The 14,964-nt window shown below is 65.9% G+C and carries 19 protein-coding genes and 1 riboswitch; of the genes, 6 read left to right on the top strand and 13 right to left on the bottom strand.

What is annotated here, in order from left to right:
• From ACM14_RS26490 to ACM14_RS26480, 3 genes are all read left to right on the top strand, one after another.
• Window positions 1-1,249 (top strand): leucyl aminopeptidase (locus ACM14_RS26490; protein ID WP_065347825.1); only part of this gene is annotated, 1,249 nt, incomplete at its 5' end.
• Window positions 1,250-1,294: 45 nt separating this feature from the next.
• Window positions 1,295-1,726 carry a DNA polymerase III subunit chi gene (locus ACM14_RS26485; protein WP_012205376.1) on the top strand — a complete coding sequence of 144 codons (432 nt, stop codon included), beginning with the start codon at window positions 1,295-1,297 and terminating at the stop codon, window positions 1,724-1,726.
• 3 nt (window positions 1,727-1,729) lie between these two features.
• Window positions 1,730-2,572, top strand: coding sequence for a hypothetical protein (locus tag ACM14_RS26480; protein ID WP_065347824.1), 843 nt, complete (start codon window positions 1,730-1,732; stop codon window positions 2,570-2,572).
• Between the two features lie 46 nt (window positions 2,573-2,618).
• On the opposite strand, the gene ACM14_RS26475 is transcribed toward ACM14_RS26480, so the two are convergent.
• The 3 genes from ACM14_RS26475 to ACM14_RS26465 form a co-directional block, all read right to left on the bottom strand.
• Window positions 2,619-3,635, bottom strand: a complete 1,017-nt coding sequence (locus ACM14_RS26475; RefSeq protein ID WP_063326267.1) for a D-2-hydroxyacid dehydrogenase family protein — start codon at window positions 3,633-3,635, stop codon at window positions 2,619-2,621.
• Window positions 3,636-4,269: 634 nt separating this feature from the next.
• Entirely contained in the window at window positions 4,270-4,800 is a 531-nt protein-coding gene (locus ACM14_RS26470; RefSeq protein WP_065347828.1) for a DUF4124 domain-containing protein, read from the bottom strand.
• Window positions 4,801-4,907: 107 nt separating this feature from the next.
• On the bottom strand, window positions 4,908-5,111 hold the full coding sequence (locus ACM14_RS26465) for a hypothetical protein (protein WP_043821082.1): 204 nt from the start codon (window positions 5,109-5,111) through the stop codon (window positions 4,908-4,910).
• A gap of 113 nt (window positions 5,112-5,224) precedes the next feature.
• A riboswitch (Fluoride riboswitch) is annotated at window positions 5,225-5,288 on the top strand.
• Window positions 5,289-5,368: 80 nt separating this feature from the next.
• Between ACM14_RS26465 and crcB the strand changes: the two genes are divergently transcribed.
• The gene (gene crcB / locus ACM14_RS26460; RefSeq protein WP_065347823.1) at window positions 5,369-5,755 is read left to right on the top strand and encodes a fluoride efflux transporter CrcB; all 387 of its coding nucleotides are present in this window, start codon (window positions 5,369-5,371) and stop codon (window positions 5,753-5,755) included.
• A 178-nt stretch (window positions 5,756-5,933) separates the two neighbouring features.
• A complete protein-coding gene (locus ACM14_RS26455) occupies window positions 5,934-6,491 on the top strand; it encodes an ATP-binding protein (RefSeq protein ID WP_065347827.1) in 558 nt (185 codons plus the stop codon).
• 47 nt (window positions 6,492-6,538) lie between these two features.
• Here the strand turns inward: ACM14_RS26455 and ACM14_RS26450 are convergent, their stop codons facing one another.
• The 4 genes from ACM14_RS26450 to lexA form a co-directional block, all read right to left on the bottom strand.
• Window positions 6,539-7,510: a FecR domain-containing protein gene (locus tag ACM14_RS26450; RefSeq protein WP_065347822.1), complete on the bottom strand. Its 972-nt coding sequence runs from the start codon at window positions 7,508-7,510 to the stop codon at window positions 6,539-6,541.
• 4 nt (window positions 7,511-7,514) lie between these two features.
• Window positions 7,515-7,991: a sigma-70 family RNA polymerase sigma factor gene (locus ACM14_RS26445; RefSeq protein ID WP_043781909.1), complete on the bottom strand. Its 477-nt coding sequence runs from the start codon at window positions 7,989-7,991 to the stop codon at window positions 7,515-7,517.
• A 256-nt stretch (window positions 7,992-8,247) separates the two neighbouring features.
• Window positions 8,248-8,670 (bottom strand): hypothetical protein, encoded by a 423-nt coding sequence (locus ACM14_RS26440; protein ID WP_065347821.1) that lies wholly within the window; start codon window positions 8,668-8,670, stop codon window positions 8,248-8,250.
• Between the two features lie 162 nt (window positions 8,671-8,832).
• Complete coding sequence (gene lexA, locus ACM14_RS26435; protein WP_012205399.1) at window positions 8,833-9,507, bottom strand: transcriptional repressor LexA; 675 nt, start codon at window positions 9,505-9,507, stop codon at window positions 8,833-8,835.
• A 98-nt stretch (window positions 9,508-9,605) separates the two neighbouring features.
• Between lexA and ACM14_RS26430 the strand changes: the two genes are divergently transcribed.
• Window positions 9,606-10,595, top strand: a complete 990-nt coding sequence (locus tag ACM14_RS26430; RefSeq protein WP_065347820.1) for an asparaginase — start codon at window positions 9,606-9,608, stop codon at window positions 10,593-10,595.
• Between the two features lie 91 nt (window positions 10,596-10,686).
• On the opposite strand, the gene adk is transcribed toward ACM14_RS26430, so the two are convergent.
• The 6 genes from adk to ACM14_RS26400 all read right to left on the bottom strand — a co-directional run bounded on the left by adk (window position 10,687) and on the right by ACM14_RS26400 (window position 14,839).
• Entirely contained in the window at window positions 10,687-11,343 is a 657-nt protein-coding gene (gene adk, locus ACM14_RS26425) for an adenylate kinase (protein ID WP_012205401.1), read from the bottom strand.
• A 264-nt stretch (window positions 11,344-11,607) separates the two neighbouring features.
• Window positions 11,608-12,405 carry a 3-deoxy-manno-octulosonate cytidylyltransferase gene (kdsB, locus tag ACM14_RS26420; protein WP_012205402.1) on the bottom strand — a complete coding sequence of 266 codons (798 nt, stop codon included), beginning with the start codon at window positions 12,403-12,405 and terminating at the stop codon, window positions 11,608-11,610.
• 67 nt (window positions 12,406-12,472) lie between these two features.
• Complete coding sequence (locus tag ACM14_RS26415; RefSeq protein WP_065347819.1) at window positions 12,473-12,655, bottom strand: Trm112 family protein; 183 nt, start codon at window positions 12,653-12,655, stop codon at window positions 12,473-12,475.
• A gap of 64 nt (window positions 12,656-12,719) precedes the next feature.
• On the bottom strand, window positions 12,720-13,736 hold the full coding sequence (lpxK, locus tag ACM14_RS26410; RefSeq protein WP_065347818.1) for a tetraacyldisaccharide 4'-kinase: 1,017 nt from the start codon (window positions 13,734-13,736) through the stop codon (window positions 12,720-12,722).
• A gap of 13 nt (window positions 13,737-13,749) precedes the next feature.
• Complete coding sequence (locus ACM14_RS26405; RefSeq protein WP_065347817.1) at window positions 13,750-14,175, bottom strand: biopolymer transporter ExbD; 426 nt, start codon at window positions 14,173-14,175, stop codon at window positions 13,750-13,752.
• 31 nt (window positions 14,176-14,206) lie between these two features.
• Complete coding sequence (locus ACM14_RS26400; protein ID WP_012205406.1) at window positions 14,207-14,839, bottom strand: MotA/TolQ/ExbB proton channel family protein; 633 nt, start codon at window positions 14,837-14,839, stop codon at window positions 14,207-14,209.
• Window positions 14,840-14,964 lie beyond the last annotated feature (125 nt).

Genomic DNA, 14,964 nt, shown 5'->3' with positions numbered 1-14,964 from the left:
GGCAGGTCCTGCCGTTGCTGCCGCCGTTCTGGCGGCGGCCGATGCCTGCTACAGCTATACCCACACCAAGCCGCAGGCCAAGCCCGTGGCGCTCAAGAAGCTGGTGATTGCCGCAGCCGTCAAGGGGGGCGACAAGAATGGCGTTGCCGACGCTTTCAAGACCGCCGTGGCCCAGGCCGAAGGCATGACCCTGGCACGCGAATGGGCCAATCGCCCCGCCAACCACGCCACGCCCACCTTGCTGGCTGACGCGGCCCGCGCCCTGGCCAAGCTGCCCGGCATCAGCTGCAAGATCCACGGCCCCGCCGAAGTCGCCAAACTCGGCATGGGCGCCTTCATGGCCGTGGCCCAGGGATCGGAGCAGCCGCTGCGCTTCATCGAACTGCACTACAACGGCGGCGCCAAGGGCGCCGCGCCCGTGGTGCTGGTCGGCAAGGGCATCACTTTCGATACCGGCGGCATCTCGCTCAAGCCTGCCGCTGAAATGGACGAGATGAAGTTCGACATGGGCGGCGCCGCCAGCGTGCTGGGCGTGTTCCATGCGCTGGCCCGGCTGCAGCCGGCCGTCAATGTCGTCGGCCTCATTCCAGCGTCCGAGAACATGCCCGGCGGCGCTGCCGTCAAGCCGGGCGACGTGGTCACCAGCATGAGCGGTCAGACCATAGAAATCCTCAACACCGATGCCGAAGGCCGTCTCGTGCTCTGCGATGCGCTGACCTACGCCGCCCGCTTCAAGCCCCGCGCCATGGTGGACATCGCCACGCTGACCGGCGCCTGCGTCATCGCCCTGGGCGGGCTGCGCAGCGGCATGTTCTCGCCCAGCGACGAACTGGCCCGCGCGCTGGAGCAGGCCGGTGATGCGGCACTGGACCCCTGCTGGCGCATGCCGCTGGACGAGGAGTACGGCGAAGGCCTCAAGAGCAATTTCGCCGACATGGGCAATGTGGCTGGCCGCGCGGGTGGCGCGGTCACGGCAGCCAAGTTCCTGCAGCGCTTTGTGGGCGACATTCCCTGGGCGCACCTGGACATCGCCGGCACGGCCTGGAAGAGCGGCGCCGCCAAGGGCGGTACAGGCCGCCCCGTGGGCCTGCTGCTGCACTATCTGCTGGCCGGCATCGATGCTGGCAAGGCGCAGGCCAAGGCTGCGGCACCCCATAAAGCTGCTGCACCCAAGAAACCTGTGCCACCCAAGGCAGGATCTGCCAGCCGCCGCAAGGCTGCAGTTGCCGCTCAGCCGGAGCAGGCATGAGCGCATCGTCCCCGTCAGCCCGGGCCTGTTTGAAGGGAGCATCGCTTGACTGAAGTGGCCTTCCATTTCAACGCGCCCGACAAGCTGGCCTATGTCTGCCGTCTGGCGCGCAAGGCGCTCAGGCACCGCACGCAACTGGTGGTGCTGGGGTCGCCGCCGCTGCTCAAGGCCTTGTCGCCCAGGCTGTGGAGTGTCTCGCCCACCGACTTCCTGGCCCATGCCGGAGAAGGCGATGGGGCAGACATCATGGCCTTCTCGCCCATCGTTTTGCTGGAGCGGCTGGACGGCGCGCCGCACCACGACATGCTGGTCAACCTGGGCGGCGAAGTGCCCGAAGGGTTCGAGCGCTTTGCGCGTGTCGTCGAAGTGGTTTCCGCCACCGACGAGGAAGACCGCCACCTGGCCCGGCAGCGCTGGAAGCACTATGCGGCCCAGGGTATTTCAATCAAGCGCCATGACCTGGTCCTCAAGGAGTAAGCCATGAGCGCTCCTCCCTCCAAAACCCCACCGCGCTTTGTTCCCACGCTCACCGATGTCGTTGCGGTGGATGCGGTGCAGGCACCGGTTCAGGCGGTCGAACCCCCGGCACCCCTGGCACACCCCGTGTCCGAACTGCCGCTGACGGACGAAGCGACGCCCTGGGCCAGCGAAGGCATGCTGGCGCCTCGGCGTGGCGTGGTCACCCTGCCTGCGTCCCTGCCGCCACTGCCGCAGGACCTGGAACCCCAGCGGCCCATGGTCACCGAGCAGGCTGCACCCGAGGAAATCCCGACACCTGCAATGCAGCCCGTGCTCTCGGACTATCAGCCGCCCAGCGCCCCGTCCGTGGAAATGCAATTGGCCCAGGAAAGCCGTCTGGCCGAAATGGCTGATGTGACTGATGAGCCAGATGTGGCAGGTGCGGCAGGTGCGGCAGATGTGGCTTCAGCGGGCGACGTGGCACCGGCCGGGGAAGTGGTCCCTGCCGACCTGGTGGTCCCGGTGGTGCAGGCTGTCGTGGCAGAGGCGGCTGCCGGGCCGACGCCGGCTTCCCCTGCCATGCTGGCAGCCCCCACCATGGAGTCCATCTGGGACAGTCATGCGCAGCAGGTCACCGAGGAATATCTGGTCCATCGCCTCATGCAGCGTGTGGACCTGGTGCTGGACCAGCGCCTGCGCGACGCCATTGCCACCGTGGTTCAGCAGCAGACACGGTCCATCGTCGTGCGCCTGCGCGAGGAGGTGGAATCCGTCGTGCGCCAGGCCGTCTATGAGGCGGTGGCCGATGAACTGGCCTTTCGCGCCACGGCCGCACGTGGCGACTCCGGCCAGGGCGGCCGTTGAGTGCTGGGCAAGGGCGGGTGGCGCAAGCCCCCGCCTGATCCGGTCGTCAGCCTGCGCGGGCCGGGCCTGAGAACACCTCGGGATTGAGGATGTTGCTGGGCTGCCCCGCAACGAAGTTCACCACATTGTCGAAGGCAGCGCGAAAGTACAACTCGTAGCTGTCCTGCTCCACGTAGCCGATGTGCGGCGTGCAGATGCAGTTTTCCAGCCGCAGCAGCGCATGGCCCTGGAGGATGGGCTCGCTCTCGAACACGTCCACGGCCGCCAGGCCCGGCCGGCCTCGGTTGAGCGCACCCAGCAGGGCATCGGCCTCCACCAGCTCCGCGCGCGAGGTGTTCACGAACAGGGCGGTCGGCTTCATGCGTGCCAGATCCTGCGCCGTGACGATGCCGCGTGTGGCCTCATGCAGGCGCAGATGCATGGACAGCACGTCGGATTCGGTAAAGAAAGCCTCGCGCGAGTCCGCCGCCGCAAAGCCATCGGCCTGCGCCTTCTGGCGCGAGCTTTCGCTGCCCCAGACCAGAACCTGCATGCCGAAGGCATGGCCGTAGTGCGCGACCAGCCGTCCAATGCGGCCGTAGCCCCAGATGCCCAGCGTGCGCCCGTGCAACACGCTGCCCAGTCCGAAATTCGCAGGCATGGACGCAGCCTTGAAGCCCGATTGCTGCCATGCGCCATGCTTGAGGTTGGCGATGTACTGCGGCAGCCGCCGCGTGGCCGCCATGATCAGCGACCAGGTCAGCTCTGCCGGCGCAATGGGCGAGCCCACGCCCTCGGCAATCGCAACGCCCTGGTCGGTACAGGCCTGCACATCGATATGGGCGCCGGCCTTGCCGGTCTGCGCGATCAGCTTCAGGCGCGGAAGCTTTTCCAGCAGTTGCCGGCTGATCTGCGTGCGCTCGCGGGTCAGCACGATGATGTCCGCATCGCGCAACCGTACCGACAGCTGGCCAACGCCCTTGACGGTATTGGTGAAGACCTTGGCGTTGAAGGGCTCCAGCAGACGAGCACAGTCCAGCTTGCGCACGGCGTCCTGGTAGTCGTCAAGAATGATGATGTTCATTGCCTGTGAATCTGTCATAAGCCTTTGATTTATCTCCGGTTTGCCGCGCAAGATGTTGTCGGCAAACACTTTAATCTGTCGTTGCGCTCTGTCTTCGGCATCGTCGGCACTTGCCTGAGCTGGGCTGCTTGAAGGTTCTATGAGACTCGCGCAGCCAAGGCCCTGAAGCCCGGCGAACACATTGTCGTTCAAGCTTGCGCCTACCTGAGGCTGGAGGCTTCGGTCAGTACCAAATCTTGGATCTGTCGTTACAGAAGCCTCGCAGATACCAAGGCTCAAACCGGCGAAGTGCGGCCGTTGGCCCACCATGCCAGCCGCACAGGCTGCTTCCGAATGGCAAGCTGCATCTTGCTCCGCTCGCCCCGTGGCTTATCCAACGAACGCAGGCAGGCAGGCCCAGGTCGGCTCCGCGCAACCGTATCAGTGGCTTACACACTGGAACGTCTTGGCGACGACGATGTCGAGAAGGCTTGGTGGATGGCCGCCTGTTGGCAAAGTCGGTGAAGACCGGGTTGGCGGCGGTCTGAAGAGGCTGTGTGGCATTGGGAGAATGCCTGAACATGCTCCCCCGCTGGTGAGTGGCGCGAGAGGAGTCATGATTGCGCTCTATATCTGGCAGTTCCGTGCCTGGTTCTCATTGAGAAACTGGTTGCTGAATGGAGTGGGGTACTCGCGGTGTCCCAATCACCTTCGGCGGCTCCTGCATCAGGGGCGTATTTGAGCCGCATGCAGCATTGACACCCGTGATCGCGGCATTGGTCCGCATCCGTTTTTCGTCTTGGGAAATGGTGCGAATGCTGGAGACGAATTCCAGCTCCTTGCGCGCCTGCTTGCACTGAAGGGACGCGCCGAGCTGCTCCGGCGCAGGAGCAGTTGTCTGGCGGGCTTGCTGCTCGATGACACGCTGCTGGCTCTCGATCTGGCGCTGCTGCATTTCGTTCATCTGGCGCTGATACTTTTGTTCATTCGCCTGTGCTGCATCAGCCCGTTCACGGGAGATCTCATCGTCCGATTTTTTGCGCTGTATCAGAGCTCCAGTGTCATTGCTGCTGCAAGGACTGTCTGAGAAAGTCGACTTTCCAGAAGCATCCTTGCATTGAAAGACCTGGGCTGCGGCAGGCAATGCGAAAAGTACTGTAAAGATTGCTGTGGTCAAGAGTCGCATATGCATATCGATGAATTGATGGGCCTGATCGGAATCGAATTACAGACGAAGAATAGTCCTTTGCCCCGCATGCCTGGCAACTTTCGTCTTGGTTCAAATGGCCCGCTTCACTCGGCGTCCCGCAGGGCAGCGCGGCGGGCTGCTTCAGCGGTCTCCTGAGCCTCCTTCTCGGCTTGCCTGAAACGTTCTTGTACCGGAGTCGATGTGCCGTCATGGCCGCCCGCGGCGCGCTCACCGATGTGAATGTTGGAAAGCCTTGCTGTGCCGTACAGCAAGGCCGCTGCAATGATCAGGAGCACGATGAATTTCATTGTTGCATTGTGCCGCTGGTCATTTGGAGGGTGCGGCCAGCGTCTGCAACGCAATCTCACACCTCTGCCGCTTGCCAGGTCCAGAGTAAACTCGCCCCCGCAGCCAGCACTCGCTGCACGATGGGAATGGAGCTTCCCGAAACCGCCCTGCGAAGGGCTGATGGCTCCTGCCTTGGTGGGATGGGTCCTGCCGGTGGCGGGCCATGTCTTGATCCTGCCCGGCACGCCCGTCCCGGTTATTCGATGAAAGGACGGTCATGGGGTTCTACGGTTTCATTCTGGTGTTCATTGGAGGGGGGCTAGGGTCTGCGCTCCGGCATGGCGCGAACTTGCTCGCGCTGCGGCTGGTGGGCAGTGCGTATCCCCTGGGTACGTTGGCGATCAATGTGCTGGGTGCCTTCGTGATGGGGGTGGTGGTGGAGTGGTTTGCGCTCAAGACATCGCTGCCGCAGAGTGCGCGGCTGTTCATCACCACTGGCATTCTGGGTGGCTTCACCACGTTTTCGACGTACGCGCTGGAGGTCGGCATGCTGTATGAGCGTGGCGACTGGCTGGCCTCCGTGCTGTATGCGCTGGGCTCGCTGGTGTTGGGCGTGGCTGCGCTGTTTGCGGGGTTGGGGCTGGTGCGCATGGTGGCCCATTGAGACGCCGTGATTGCGCTATGCTGTGCGCCATGGCCCGCCTGAACGCAACGCAGATTATTCGCACCATCCATTGGATGGTGGGTTAGCCAGCGGCCTTCAGCGCCATGCAACCCGCCCAGAGGAGGCGGGTTTTTTCATTCCGTCTCCGGGGTTTTCTCAAGCCTTTCAGGAGATGGATATGCAGGTTTCCGAACAGTCCCGGCCCCGTTGCGCAGAATATGCCGATGCCCCTGCCGCCAACGCGCGGCTTGCCACGCTGCACATGGTCTGCGGCAAGATCGGCTCGGGCAAGTCAACGCTGGCGCGGCAATTGGCGGCCGGGCCCGGAACGGTGTTGGTCAGCGAGGATTCCTGGCTGGCCGGCCTGTACCCCGGAGAGATGCAGTCGGTGGCCGATTACGTGCGTTGCAGCACGCGGCTCAAGGGGTTGATGGGGGCGCATGTACAGGCGCTGCTGGACGCTGGCGTGTCGGTGGTGCTGGATTTTCCGGCCAATACCCTGGAGGGGCGGGGCTGGGCGCGCAGCGTGTTCGAGAAAGTGGGCGCCTCGCACCGCCTGCATTTTCTGGATGTGCCTGACGAGGTCTGCAAGCAGCGCTTGCGTGTGCGCAATGCGGCAGGCGAGCATCCGTTTCAGGCCAGCGATGAGCAATTCGACCTGATCACGAGCTACTTTGTCGCGCCCTCCGACGAGGAGGGCTTCGACGTGGTGCATCACCCGTATGCGCCGCTCTGAAGTGCCGGCCTTGACGAGAGACTTCGCCACGGCCTCATCCCATCATCTCAGCTTGATCGGGCTTGCACCTCCACCCAATAGCGGGTGCGGCTTCGCAGTTGCAGAGGAAAGCGGCTGACGAGTGCGGCCAGGGCGCGATCCGTGTCATCCACGGGAAAGGCGCCCGAGACAAGCATCCCGGCGACCTCGACCGAGCAGCCCAGGTAGCCGGGCCGGTAGCGGGCAAGGGCGTCAATCAGCTGGCTCAACGGCATGTCCAGCGCGACCAGGCCGCCTTCATGCCAGCTGGCTGCAAAGGGGTCTGCGGACGTGGGCGGCTGGGTGGCGCTGGACGAGAAGGCGGCCTGCTGTCCGGCCTGCAATTGCGCGGAGGGTGCATCGCTGTCAAGAGGCTGCAGGCGCACGGCCTTTTCCTGCACGGTGACATGACACAGGCCATCGTCCGCGAGATGGACCGTGAAGCGCGTGCCCAGGGCCAGTACGTGGCCTTGCGGGGTCTGCACGCTGAAGGGGCGGCCCAGCGCGTCGGGCTCGGTGGCGACGAGGATGCGGCCACGGTGCAGGCGCAGCAGGCGCTGGCGGTCGTCGAAAACGGTGTCCAAGGCGGTGGCCGTATCCAGGGCCACCAGGGAGCCGTCGGGCAGCGTCAGATTCCGGCGCTCGCCTGTGGCTGTGCGCTGCCCTGCCTGCCAGCTTTCCAGTGGTGCGCCTTTCCAGGCCATCCAGGCCGTGGCGCCACTGCCCAGGCCCAGAGCCACGCCGCGCACCACGGAGCGGCGGGTGGGCGAGGCGCGACGGCCCAGCGCCTGGCGCGCCAGGGGGGCGGGCAGATGCGACAGTTGCGCGGTGACGGATTGCACGCGCAGCCAGGCGCGCTGGTGGGCGGGATCGGCCTCATGCCATTTCTGCCAGTCCTGTTGCAGGCCTGCTGTGGCAGAGGCGCCGCGCAGTTTCACGTGCCAGGCGGCGGCCTCATGCAAGGCGCGGCGGTCGTTGCCTTCCAGATGTCTCTCGCCCATGTGGCTATGCCAGGACCAGGCAGCAATGCTCCATCGCCCGGGTCAGGTAGTTGCTGACGGTGCGCAGCGATACACCCAGGCGCTGGGCGATCTCTGGGTAGCTTAGTTCCTCGAACTGGGCCAGCACGAAGGCTTCGCGAACCTTGGGAGGAAGGCCCTGGAGCATGCGGTCCACATCCAGCAGGGTCTGCTGGACGATGGCCTGCTCTTCGGGCGAAGGCGCCAGCGATTGCGGCAACTGGGCTAGATAGTCCAGATAGGACTGCTCCAGCGTGCGGCGGCGAAACAGGTCGGCGACCAGGCCCCGGGCGATGGTGGCCAGGTAGCGCCTGGGTTCGCGGATGTCCTGCTGCGGCAGGGGCGAGCGCAGCAGGCGCACAAAGGTGTCCTGGGCCAGGTCGGCGGCATCGTCACGGTTGCCCAGGCGTTTGCGCAGCAGGCTTTCCAGCCAGGGATGGTGGTTCTGGTAGAGGCTGTGCACGGAGAAGGCTGGGGCGGAGGAGGCGGGCGCGCAGTGGCAATCGCTACTGCAAAAGATAATAAGAATGCTTATCAATTATCTTTCAGGCCGGCGCCCCTCCCGCAAAGAGGGCATCCACTTGTTGCATGTGCGCTACAGGGTAGTGGTGGCCGCCAGCCTGCACCAGATTTGCGCAGGCCGATTCCTCGTGCGGCACGCGGTCCGCGCCAACCAGGTTTGTGTCGTGCAAGGTGTGTCGCACACCTTGCATCGGGCCTCAGTTGGCTGCTGGTCCGCCATGCGCTTCCATGCGCTCCAGCGCGGCGCAGACATCGGCCATGCGCCCGGAGATGAACAGGCATTCCGGCTGCTCCTGCGGCGACCGCTGGATGATGCGCAGGCCTGAAGGCTGCTCAGGCGCGGATTGCTGGGCGGGCTGCGCCGGCAGCAAGGGCAGGATCAGCTGGGCATCTCCATGGTCTGCAGCGCGTGCGGCCTTGCCGCGGCGCTGCTGGCTGCGCCGGCGTGCCTTGCTGAAAGAGATCACGTTGGCGGGCTCGGGTGCTGCGGCAGGTAATGGCTGGCACGCAGGGGCTTGTGCAAGAGGCATGGCCGACTCCATGGCGGTCGCAGTCAGGCGGATGCCATGTGCCAGGCGCAGGAAGGAAAAAGAAGACAGTGTTGGCAGAGCGAATCCCATGTGACGACTCCTGTTGGCGTGTTTCAAAGAGGCATGGACACAGGCAGGATTGCGGTTTGCGGGCAAAGCTCCGCCCAGGGCGAAGCTCCAAGGCTTCGCGCCTACCACCTGGGCGGTGCGTGAAATGGGGTGAGGCGGCCTGAGAAGGGCCGCCAGTCCGGCTTACATGGACATGCTGTTGCGGATCAGTCCCACGGCCAGGCCTTCAATGGCAAAGGCCTCTTCGGGGGCGACGCGGATCACCGGGTAATCGGGGTTCTCCGGCAGAAGTTCCACGCCCTGCGTGGTGCGGCGCAGGCGCTTGACGGTGACTTCGTCACCCAGGCGCGCCACGACGATCTGGCCGTTGCGGGCTTCGTGTGCGGACTGCACGGCCAGCAGGTCGCCGTCCATGATGCCCGCGTCGCGCATGGACATGCCGCGCACGCGCAGCAGATAGTCGGGGCGCGTCTGGAACAGGCTGGGCTCGACGGAATAGGTTTGGTCGATGTGTTCCTGCGCGAGAATGGGCGAGCCCGCCGCAACGCGGCCCACCAGGGGCAACATCAGCGGTGCCAGGGCCGACAGCGGCAGTCCGAAGCTGGTGCCGCGCGCGGCATTAATGTTGCGCACGGTGTCGGTACGCAGGCGAATGCCGCGCGAGGTGCCGCTGACCAGTTCGATCACACCTTTGCGGGCCAGGGCCTGCAGGTGTTCCTCGGCAGCGTTGGCGGACTTGAAGCCCAGCGTGTTGGCGATTTCCGCGCGGGTGGGAGGCGCGCCCGTGCGGGAGATGGCGGCCTGGATCAGGTCCAGGATCTGTTGCTGGCGGGCGGTGAGCTTGGGATGGTCGAGCATGGCGTGCGTCCGGTCCTTGAGGGCAGATGGCAGGCTGGGAGGCCATCTGATGATTTATACAGTATCTGTATTTTTAACCAGTTTTCCAAGAGGTGCAAGTGGGGCAGTCAAAGTTGGTGATTCTGGGCACGGGCGGGACCATCGCCGGCCGGGCGGATTCGCAGTCGCAGGGCGTGGGGTACAAGGCCGGGCAGATCACGGTGCAGTCGCTGCTGGAGGCCGTGCCGGACCTGGAGCAGCAGGCGCTGGGACCCGTGCAGACGCAGCAGATCGCGCAGGTGGACAGCAAGGATATGGACTGGCCCGTGTGGCGCGCGTTGCTGCGCGCCTGCATGCAGGCACTGGAGGATGCGGACACACGTGCCGTGGTGATCACGCATGGAACGGACACGCTGGAAGAGACGGCCTGGCTGCTGCATAGCCTGCTGCCGGCCACCAAACCCATTGTGTTGACCTGCGCCATGCGCCCGGCCACTGCCCTGTTGGCCGACGGGCCGCAGAATCTGCGCGATGCCGTGACCGTGGCTGCCAGCGGCGGGCGCAGCGGCGTATGGGTGGTGGCGGGCGGCGAGGTGCATGCGGCAGCCCAGGTGCAGAAGGTCCATCCCTACCGGCTGCAGGCAATGCGCTCCGTGGAAGGCGGGCCGCAGGCGTTGGTGGAGGAAGGGCGTGTGCGCTGGCTGGTGCCCGATGCGCCGTCCTCCCCCGCCGCGCCGTCCACGGGGGCCATGGTGCCTGCGACCATGTCATCTGATCTGCTGGCGCTGGATGAGCTGCCCTGGGTCGAGGTGGTGTTCAGCGGCGCCTTGGCGCGTGCCAGCGGCGTGGATGCGCTGGTGGCCGCAGGCGTGCGTGGCATCGTCGTGGCTGGCACGGGCAATGCGACGGTTCACGAAGGCATGGAAGCGGCCTTGCAGCGTGCCCGCGACAGGGGTGTCTGGATCTGGCGAGGCACGCGCTGTGCCGAAGGCCTGCCCGTGGCCTCCGGCCTTGGGACCAACCCGGCAGAGGCCGATCTGGCGCATCTGCCCGTGGCAAAGGCCCGGATTGCGATGATGCTGGCGCTGGCAGCGCAGCCGCGCGATTGAGCCTGCGGCGACGCCGGCATTTCTTCAGTTGCTGGCGGTCAACAAAAAAGCACCCGGCGGGTGCTTTTTTCGTTGCGGCACATGGCCTGCATCACTCAGCCAGTGCAGCCAGTGCGCGTTGGGTGATGTCCTCGACCGAGCCCAAGCCGCTGATGGCGCGGTACTTGGGTGCCGCTGCGGCTTCCTTTTCGGCCCATGCGCGGTAGTAGTCCACCAGGGGGCGGGTCTGGCTGCTGTAGACGTCCAGGCGCTTCTTGACGGTTTCTTCCTTGTCGTCTTCGCGCTGCACCAGCGGCTCGCCGGTCACGTCGTCCTGGCCTTCGACCTTGGGTGGATTGAACTTGACGTGGTAGGTGCGGCCCGAGGCGGGGTGGGAGCGGCGGCCGCTCATGCGCTCGATGATGGCGTCGAAGGGCACGTCGATCTCCAGCACGTAGTCCAGCTTCACGCCAGCGGCCTTCATGGCGTCTGCCTGGGGAATGGTGCGGGGAAATCCATCAAACAGGAAGCCGTTGGCGCAATCGGCCTGGGCGATGCGTTCCTTGACCAGATTGATGATCAGGTCGTCGCTGACCAGTTGGCCGGCGTCCATCACGGCCTTGGCCTGCTGGCCCAGGGGCGTTCCGGCCTTGACGGCGGCACGCAGCATGTCACCGGTGGAAATCTGGGGGATGCCGTACTTCTGGCAGATGAAAGCGGCTTGCGTGCCTTTGCCGGCGCCGGGTGCGCCCAACAAAATCAGTTTCATGGAAGTCCTTGAGGAGAGTAGAAATTCTTGTCTGCCGGATCGGCCCACCGGGGCGGACAGTCCATGCGTCATATTTTTGTCGCGGGCAAGGATAGCACGCACAGGGCTAACACTGGCTTACACGCAGAGGGCAAAACTGTCGCCTGTGCAATCTCCAAAAACTGCGTTTTGCTGTCCGACAAAACCGCATGTGCAGTTGTGATGTGAATGGCGATGCCGGGCATCGCCATTGGCGCATCTGTATTGGCGTATGCGGGATCGGATTCAGGCGGACAACCGGGCGCGCACCCGTTCCAGGTCTTCGGGGGTGTCCACGCCGGGGCCTGGTGCATGGGGCGTGAGGTGGACGGCGATGCGGTGGCCGTGCCACAGCGCACGCAACTGTTCCAGCGCCTCCAGCACCTCGGTGGGGGCGGGAGAAAGCTGTGGGAAGCTGCGCAGGAAACCGGCACGGTAGCTGTAGATGCCAATGTGGCGCAGGGGCGCGAAGCCGGGGTGGCCCGGCGCTGCCGATGCCGCTGCAGAGGCCGCCTCCCACCATGCCTGGCCTGCATGTTCACGCGCAAAGGGGATGGGGGCGCGGCTGAAATAGTGGGCCATGCCCTGGGCATCGCAGACGACCTTGACCACGTTCGGGTTGGTGAAGTCGGCCAGGCTGTCGATGGCATGTGCCGCCGTGCCCATGCTGGCCGAGGGCTGCTGCGGCAGCAGGGCGGCCACGGCATCGATGAGGTCGGGAGCGATCAACGGTTCGTCGCCCTGGACGTTGACGACGATGTCGTCGCCATCCAGGCCCAGCAGTTCGCAGGCCTCGGCCAGGCGGTCGCTGCCGCTGGCGTGGTCGCTGCGGGTGAGCACGGCTGCAACGCCGTGCGCGGCGCAGGCGGCGACGATGCTTTCGTCATCGGCCGCGACCACGCAGCGCGTGGCGCCGCTGAGGCCGGCGCGCTGTGCCACGCGCACGACCATGGGAAGGCCTGCAATGTCTGCGAGGGGCTTGCCTGGCAGGCGGCTGGAGGCTAGGCGGGCAGGAATCAGAACCGTGAAGGGCGCGGTGGGCATGGTGCGTTGCGGAGAAGGTCGAAAGTGCGGGCGCGGGCGTCGTCGGAAATCGGGCCTTGCGGCGCGATCAGTCCTCGATCTCGTCGTCGTCCAACGTGCGGGCTTCGGCCTCCAGCAGCACCGGGATGCCGTCGCGCACGGGGTAGGCCAGGCGCGCGCTGCGCGAGACCAGTTCCTGGTGCTCGCGGTCAAAGCGCAGCGGGCCTTTGGTGACGGGGCAGACCAGCAGTTCGAGAAGTTTGGCGTCCATGGCGGATCCTGTGTTTTGGAGGGGGAGGGCGGGCCGTGGCGGCCAGCCAAGACGGTGATGATAGTCAGGCGCGTGGCCTGCGCAGCGCCTGCAGCCGCTGATCCAGCAGTGCCCAGAAATCTGGCGGCAGCTGCAATTGCAGCGCAACGGACCAGGCCTGGGGATGGGTGCGCCACAGCTTGACCGCATCCTTTTCGGTGCAGACCAGCGGGTCTTCACTGCGACCCAGGCGCTGGAAGCTCTCAAAATTATAGTGATCCGGCAGCGCCTGGGCGTGCTCCAGCGCCAGGCCCTGTTCAGTGGCCAGCATGGAGAAAAAGCCCTCGGGCCGGGCCACGGCGGCCACGGCCTCCACGGGCCGTCCGCGCAGGGCCGCCAGGGGAATGCACTCACCGTGCGCATTGACGCCTTCAGCGGCCAGTTGGCGCTGCATGGCAAAGGCGGGCGCATCCGTTGGAGGGCAGGCTCCCGCGTGCAGCACGGCGGTGACGGGGCGCGGCCAGGGTTCGCGCAGCGGGCCGGCCGGCAGCAGCCAGCCATTGCCGATGCCGTCGTCGTTGAAGACGCACAGCTCAATGTCGCGGGCCAGGGCCAGGTGCTGCAGGCCGTCGTCGCTGATGACCACATCCACCTGCGGATGGCGAGCGCGCAGGGCCTGGACGGCCTCGATGCGCTTGCGGGCCACGAAGACCGGCACGCCGCTGGCACGCGCCAGCAGCGCGGGCTCGTCGCCCACATCGGCGGGGGCGCTTTCGGACGTGGCTTCTCGGCAATCATCCGTGCTGCGGCCATAGCCGCGCGAGACGATGCCAGGGCTCCAGCCGCTGTCCCGCAGATGGCGGGCCAGGGCGAGCGTGACGGGGGTCTTTCCGGCGCCGCCCGCAATCACGTTGCCGACGACGATGACCGGAATGCCGGCCTGGCCTGCACGCCTGAAACCCAGTGCATAGGGCAGCCGATGCAGGCCCAGCAGGGCACGGTACAGCAGGGACAGGGGAAAGAGGGCACAGGCCAGCGGGCCACGGCGGCGCCAGGCCGCGCGAAGCCCCCGGGCTGCGGGGGCGGGGTCATTCCCGGGCATGGAGGCCTTGCCCTCAGCGCCCGGCGCTGGCCGAGGTCTGCGTGGCAAAGGTGATCTGGGACAGTCCGGCGCGGCGCGAGGCTTCCATCACCGACACCACGGACTGGTGCGGCGCGGTGGCGTCGGCGCTGATGATGACCGCGCTGTCCTTGCCGGCAACGGCCGCTGCGGCCAGTGCCTGGGTCAGGCCGGTGACGCTGCGGTCTTCCACGGCGGTCTTGTTGATGGCGTAGCGGCCGTCGGCAGCGATGGCGACGATGATTTCGCGGGGCCGGTCGCGCTGCTGCTCGACATCGGCCACGGGAAGGGTCAGCTGCAGCTCGGTGAACTTGCTGTAGGTGGTGGACAGCATCAGAAAGATCAGCACCACCAGCAGCACATCGATGAACGGGATCAGGTTGATCTCGGGCTCGTCACGGCGGCGGGGACGGAAGTTCATGGCAGGTCTCTCGCGTGCGGGTTCTGCGGGTTCACTTGCCGCCGACGCGCACCAGGTGGCGCACGAACTGCTCGGAGGCTAGCTCCATGCCCAGCAGGTAGCCATCGACGCGGGCGCGGAAGTAGCGCCAGAAGATCAGCGCCGGAATGGCGACGATCAGGCCGAAGGCCGTGTTGTACAGGGCGATGGAGATGCCGGCCGCCAGCTGCGCCGGGTTGCCGCCGCCGGTGGCCGATGCGCCGCCTTGCGAGCCGAAGATCTCGATCATGCCGATCACCGTGCCCAGCAGGCCCAGCAAAGGCGCGGCAGAGGCGATGGTGGCCAGCGCGCTCAGGTGCTTTTCCAGCGTGTGGGCAGCAGCGCGGCCGGCGCCTTCCATGGAGGCGCGAAGCTCTTCTTCGCTGCTGTCCGGATGGGCCTGCAGGGCGCGCAGTCCGCTTGCCAGGACTTCGCCCAGCGTGGAGTTCTGGGACAGCTGCTGCACGACTTCCTGGCTGGGCAGGCCGCGCGAGGACACGGAAATCGCCTCGCCCAGCAGGGCGGGCGGCGCCACGCGGGCGGTTTTCAGCGCCACGAAACGTTCAAAGACCAGGGCCAGAGCCAGGATGGAGCAGGCAATCAGTGGCCAGATCGGCCAGCCTGCGGCTTGTATGATCGACAGCAAGTTGTTTTCCCCCCGCGTTTAACTGCAGCCGACGATTATGGCCCAGCCATATGGCCGGTCCAGGCGTCTCGTGTCCGCGATCGCCTGAAAACTGTGACCCGGCGCAGCATCCAGGCAACGGGCGG

Source organism: Delftia sp. JD2 (genome assembly GCF_001682645.1).
In the GTDB taxonomy this organism is placed as follows: domain Bacteria; phylum Pseudomonadota; class Gammaproteobacteria; order Burkholderiales; family Burkholderiaceae_C; genus Comamonas; species Comamonas acidovorans.
Note: the sequence above shows the minus strand (reverse complement) of the source record. Positions and strands in the feature narration are given on the sequence as shown.

Excerpts from the sequence above, each read along its gene's own strand:
- ACM14_RS26480 (WP_065347824.1), top strand. The coding sequence starts at position 1,730 with ATGAGCGCTCCTCCCTCCAAAACCCCACCGCGCTTTGTTCCCACGCTC.
- ACM14_RS26475 (WP_063326267.1), bottom strand. The coding sequence starts at position 3,635 with ATGAACATCATCATTCTTGACGACTACCAGGACGCCGTGCGCAAGCTG.
- ACM14_RS26470 (WP_065347828.1), bottom strand. The coding sequence starts at position 4,800 with ATGCGACTCTTGACCACAGCAATCTTTACAGTACTTTTCGCATTGCCT.
- ACM14_RS26465 (WP_043821082.1), bottom strand. The coding sequence starts at position 5,111 with ATGAAATTCATCGTGCTCCTGATCATTGCAGCGGCCTTGCTGTACGGC.
- crcB (WP_065347823.1), top strand. The coding sequence starts at position 5,369 with ATGGGGTTCTACGGTTTCATTCTGGTGTTCATTGGAGGGGGGCTAGGG.
- ACM14_RS26455 (WP_065347827.1), top strand. The coding sequence starts at position 5,934 with ATGCAGGTTTCCGAACAGTCCCGGCCCCGTTGCGCAGAATATGCCGAT.
- ACM14_RS26450 (WP_065347822.1), bottom strand. The coding sequence starts at position 7,510 with ATGGGCGAGAGACATCTGGAAGGCAACGACCGCCGCGCCTTGCATGAG.
- ACM14_RS26440 (WP_065347821.1), bottom strand. The coding sequence starts at position 8,670 with ATGGGATTCGCTCTGCCAACACTGTCTTCTTTTTCCTTCCTGCGCCTG.
- lexA (WP_012205399.1), bottom strand. The coding sequence starts at position 9,507 with ATGCTCGACCATCCCAAGCTCACCGCCCGCCAGCAACAGATCCTGGAC.
- adk (WP_012205401.1), bottom strand. The coding sequence starts at position 11,343 with ATGAAACTGATTTTGTTGGGCGCACCCGGCGCCGGCAAAGGCACGCAA.
- kdsB (WP_012205402.1), bottom strand. The coding sequence starts at position 12,405 with ATGCCCACCGCGCCCTTCACGGTTCTGATTCCTGCCCGCCTAGCCTCC.
- ACM14_RS26415 (WP_065347819.1), bottom strand. The coding sequence starts at position 12,655 with ATGGACGCCAAACTTCTCGAACTGCTGGTCTGCCCCGTCACCAAAGGC.
- lpxK (WP_065347818.1), bottom strand. The coding sequence starts at position 13,736 with ATGCCCGGGAATGACCCCGCCCCCGCAGCCCGGGGGCTTCGCGCGGCC.
- ACM14_RS26405 (WP_065347817.1), bottom strand. The coding sequence starts at position 14,175 with ATGAACTTCCGTCCCCGCCGCCGTGACGAGCCCGAGATCAACCTGATC.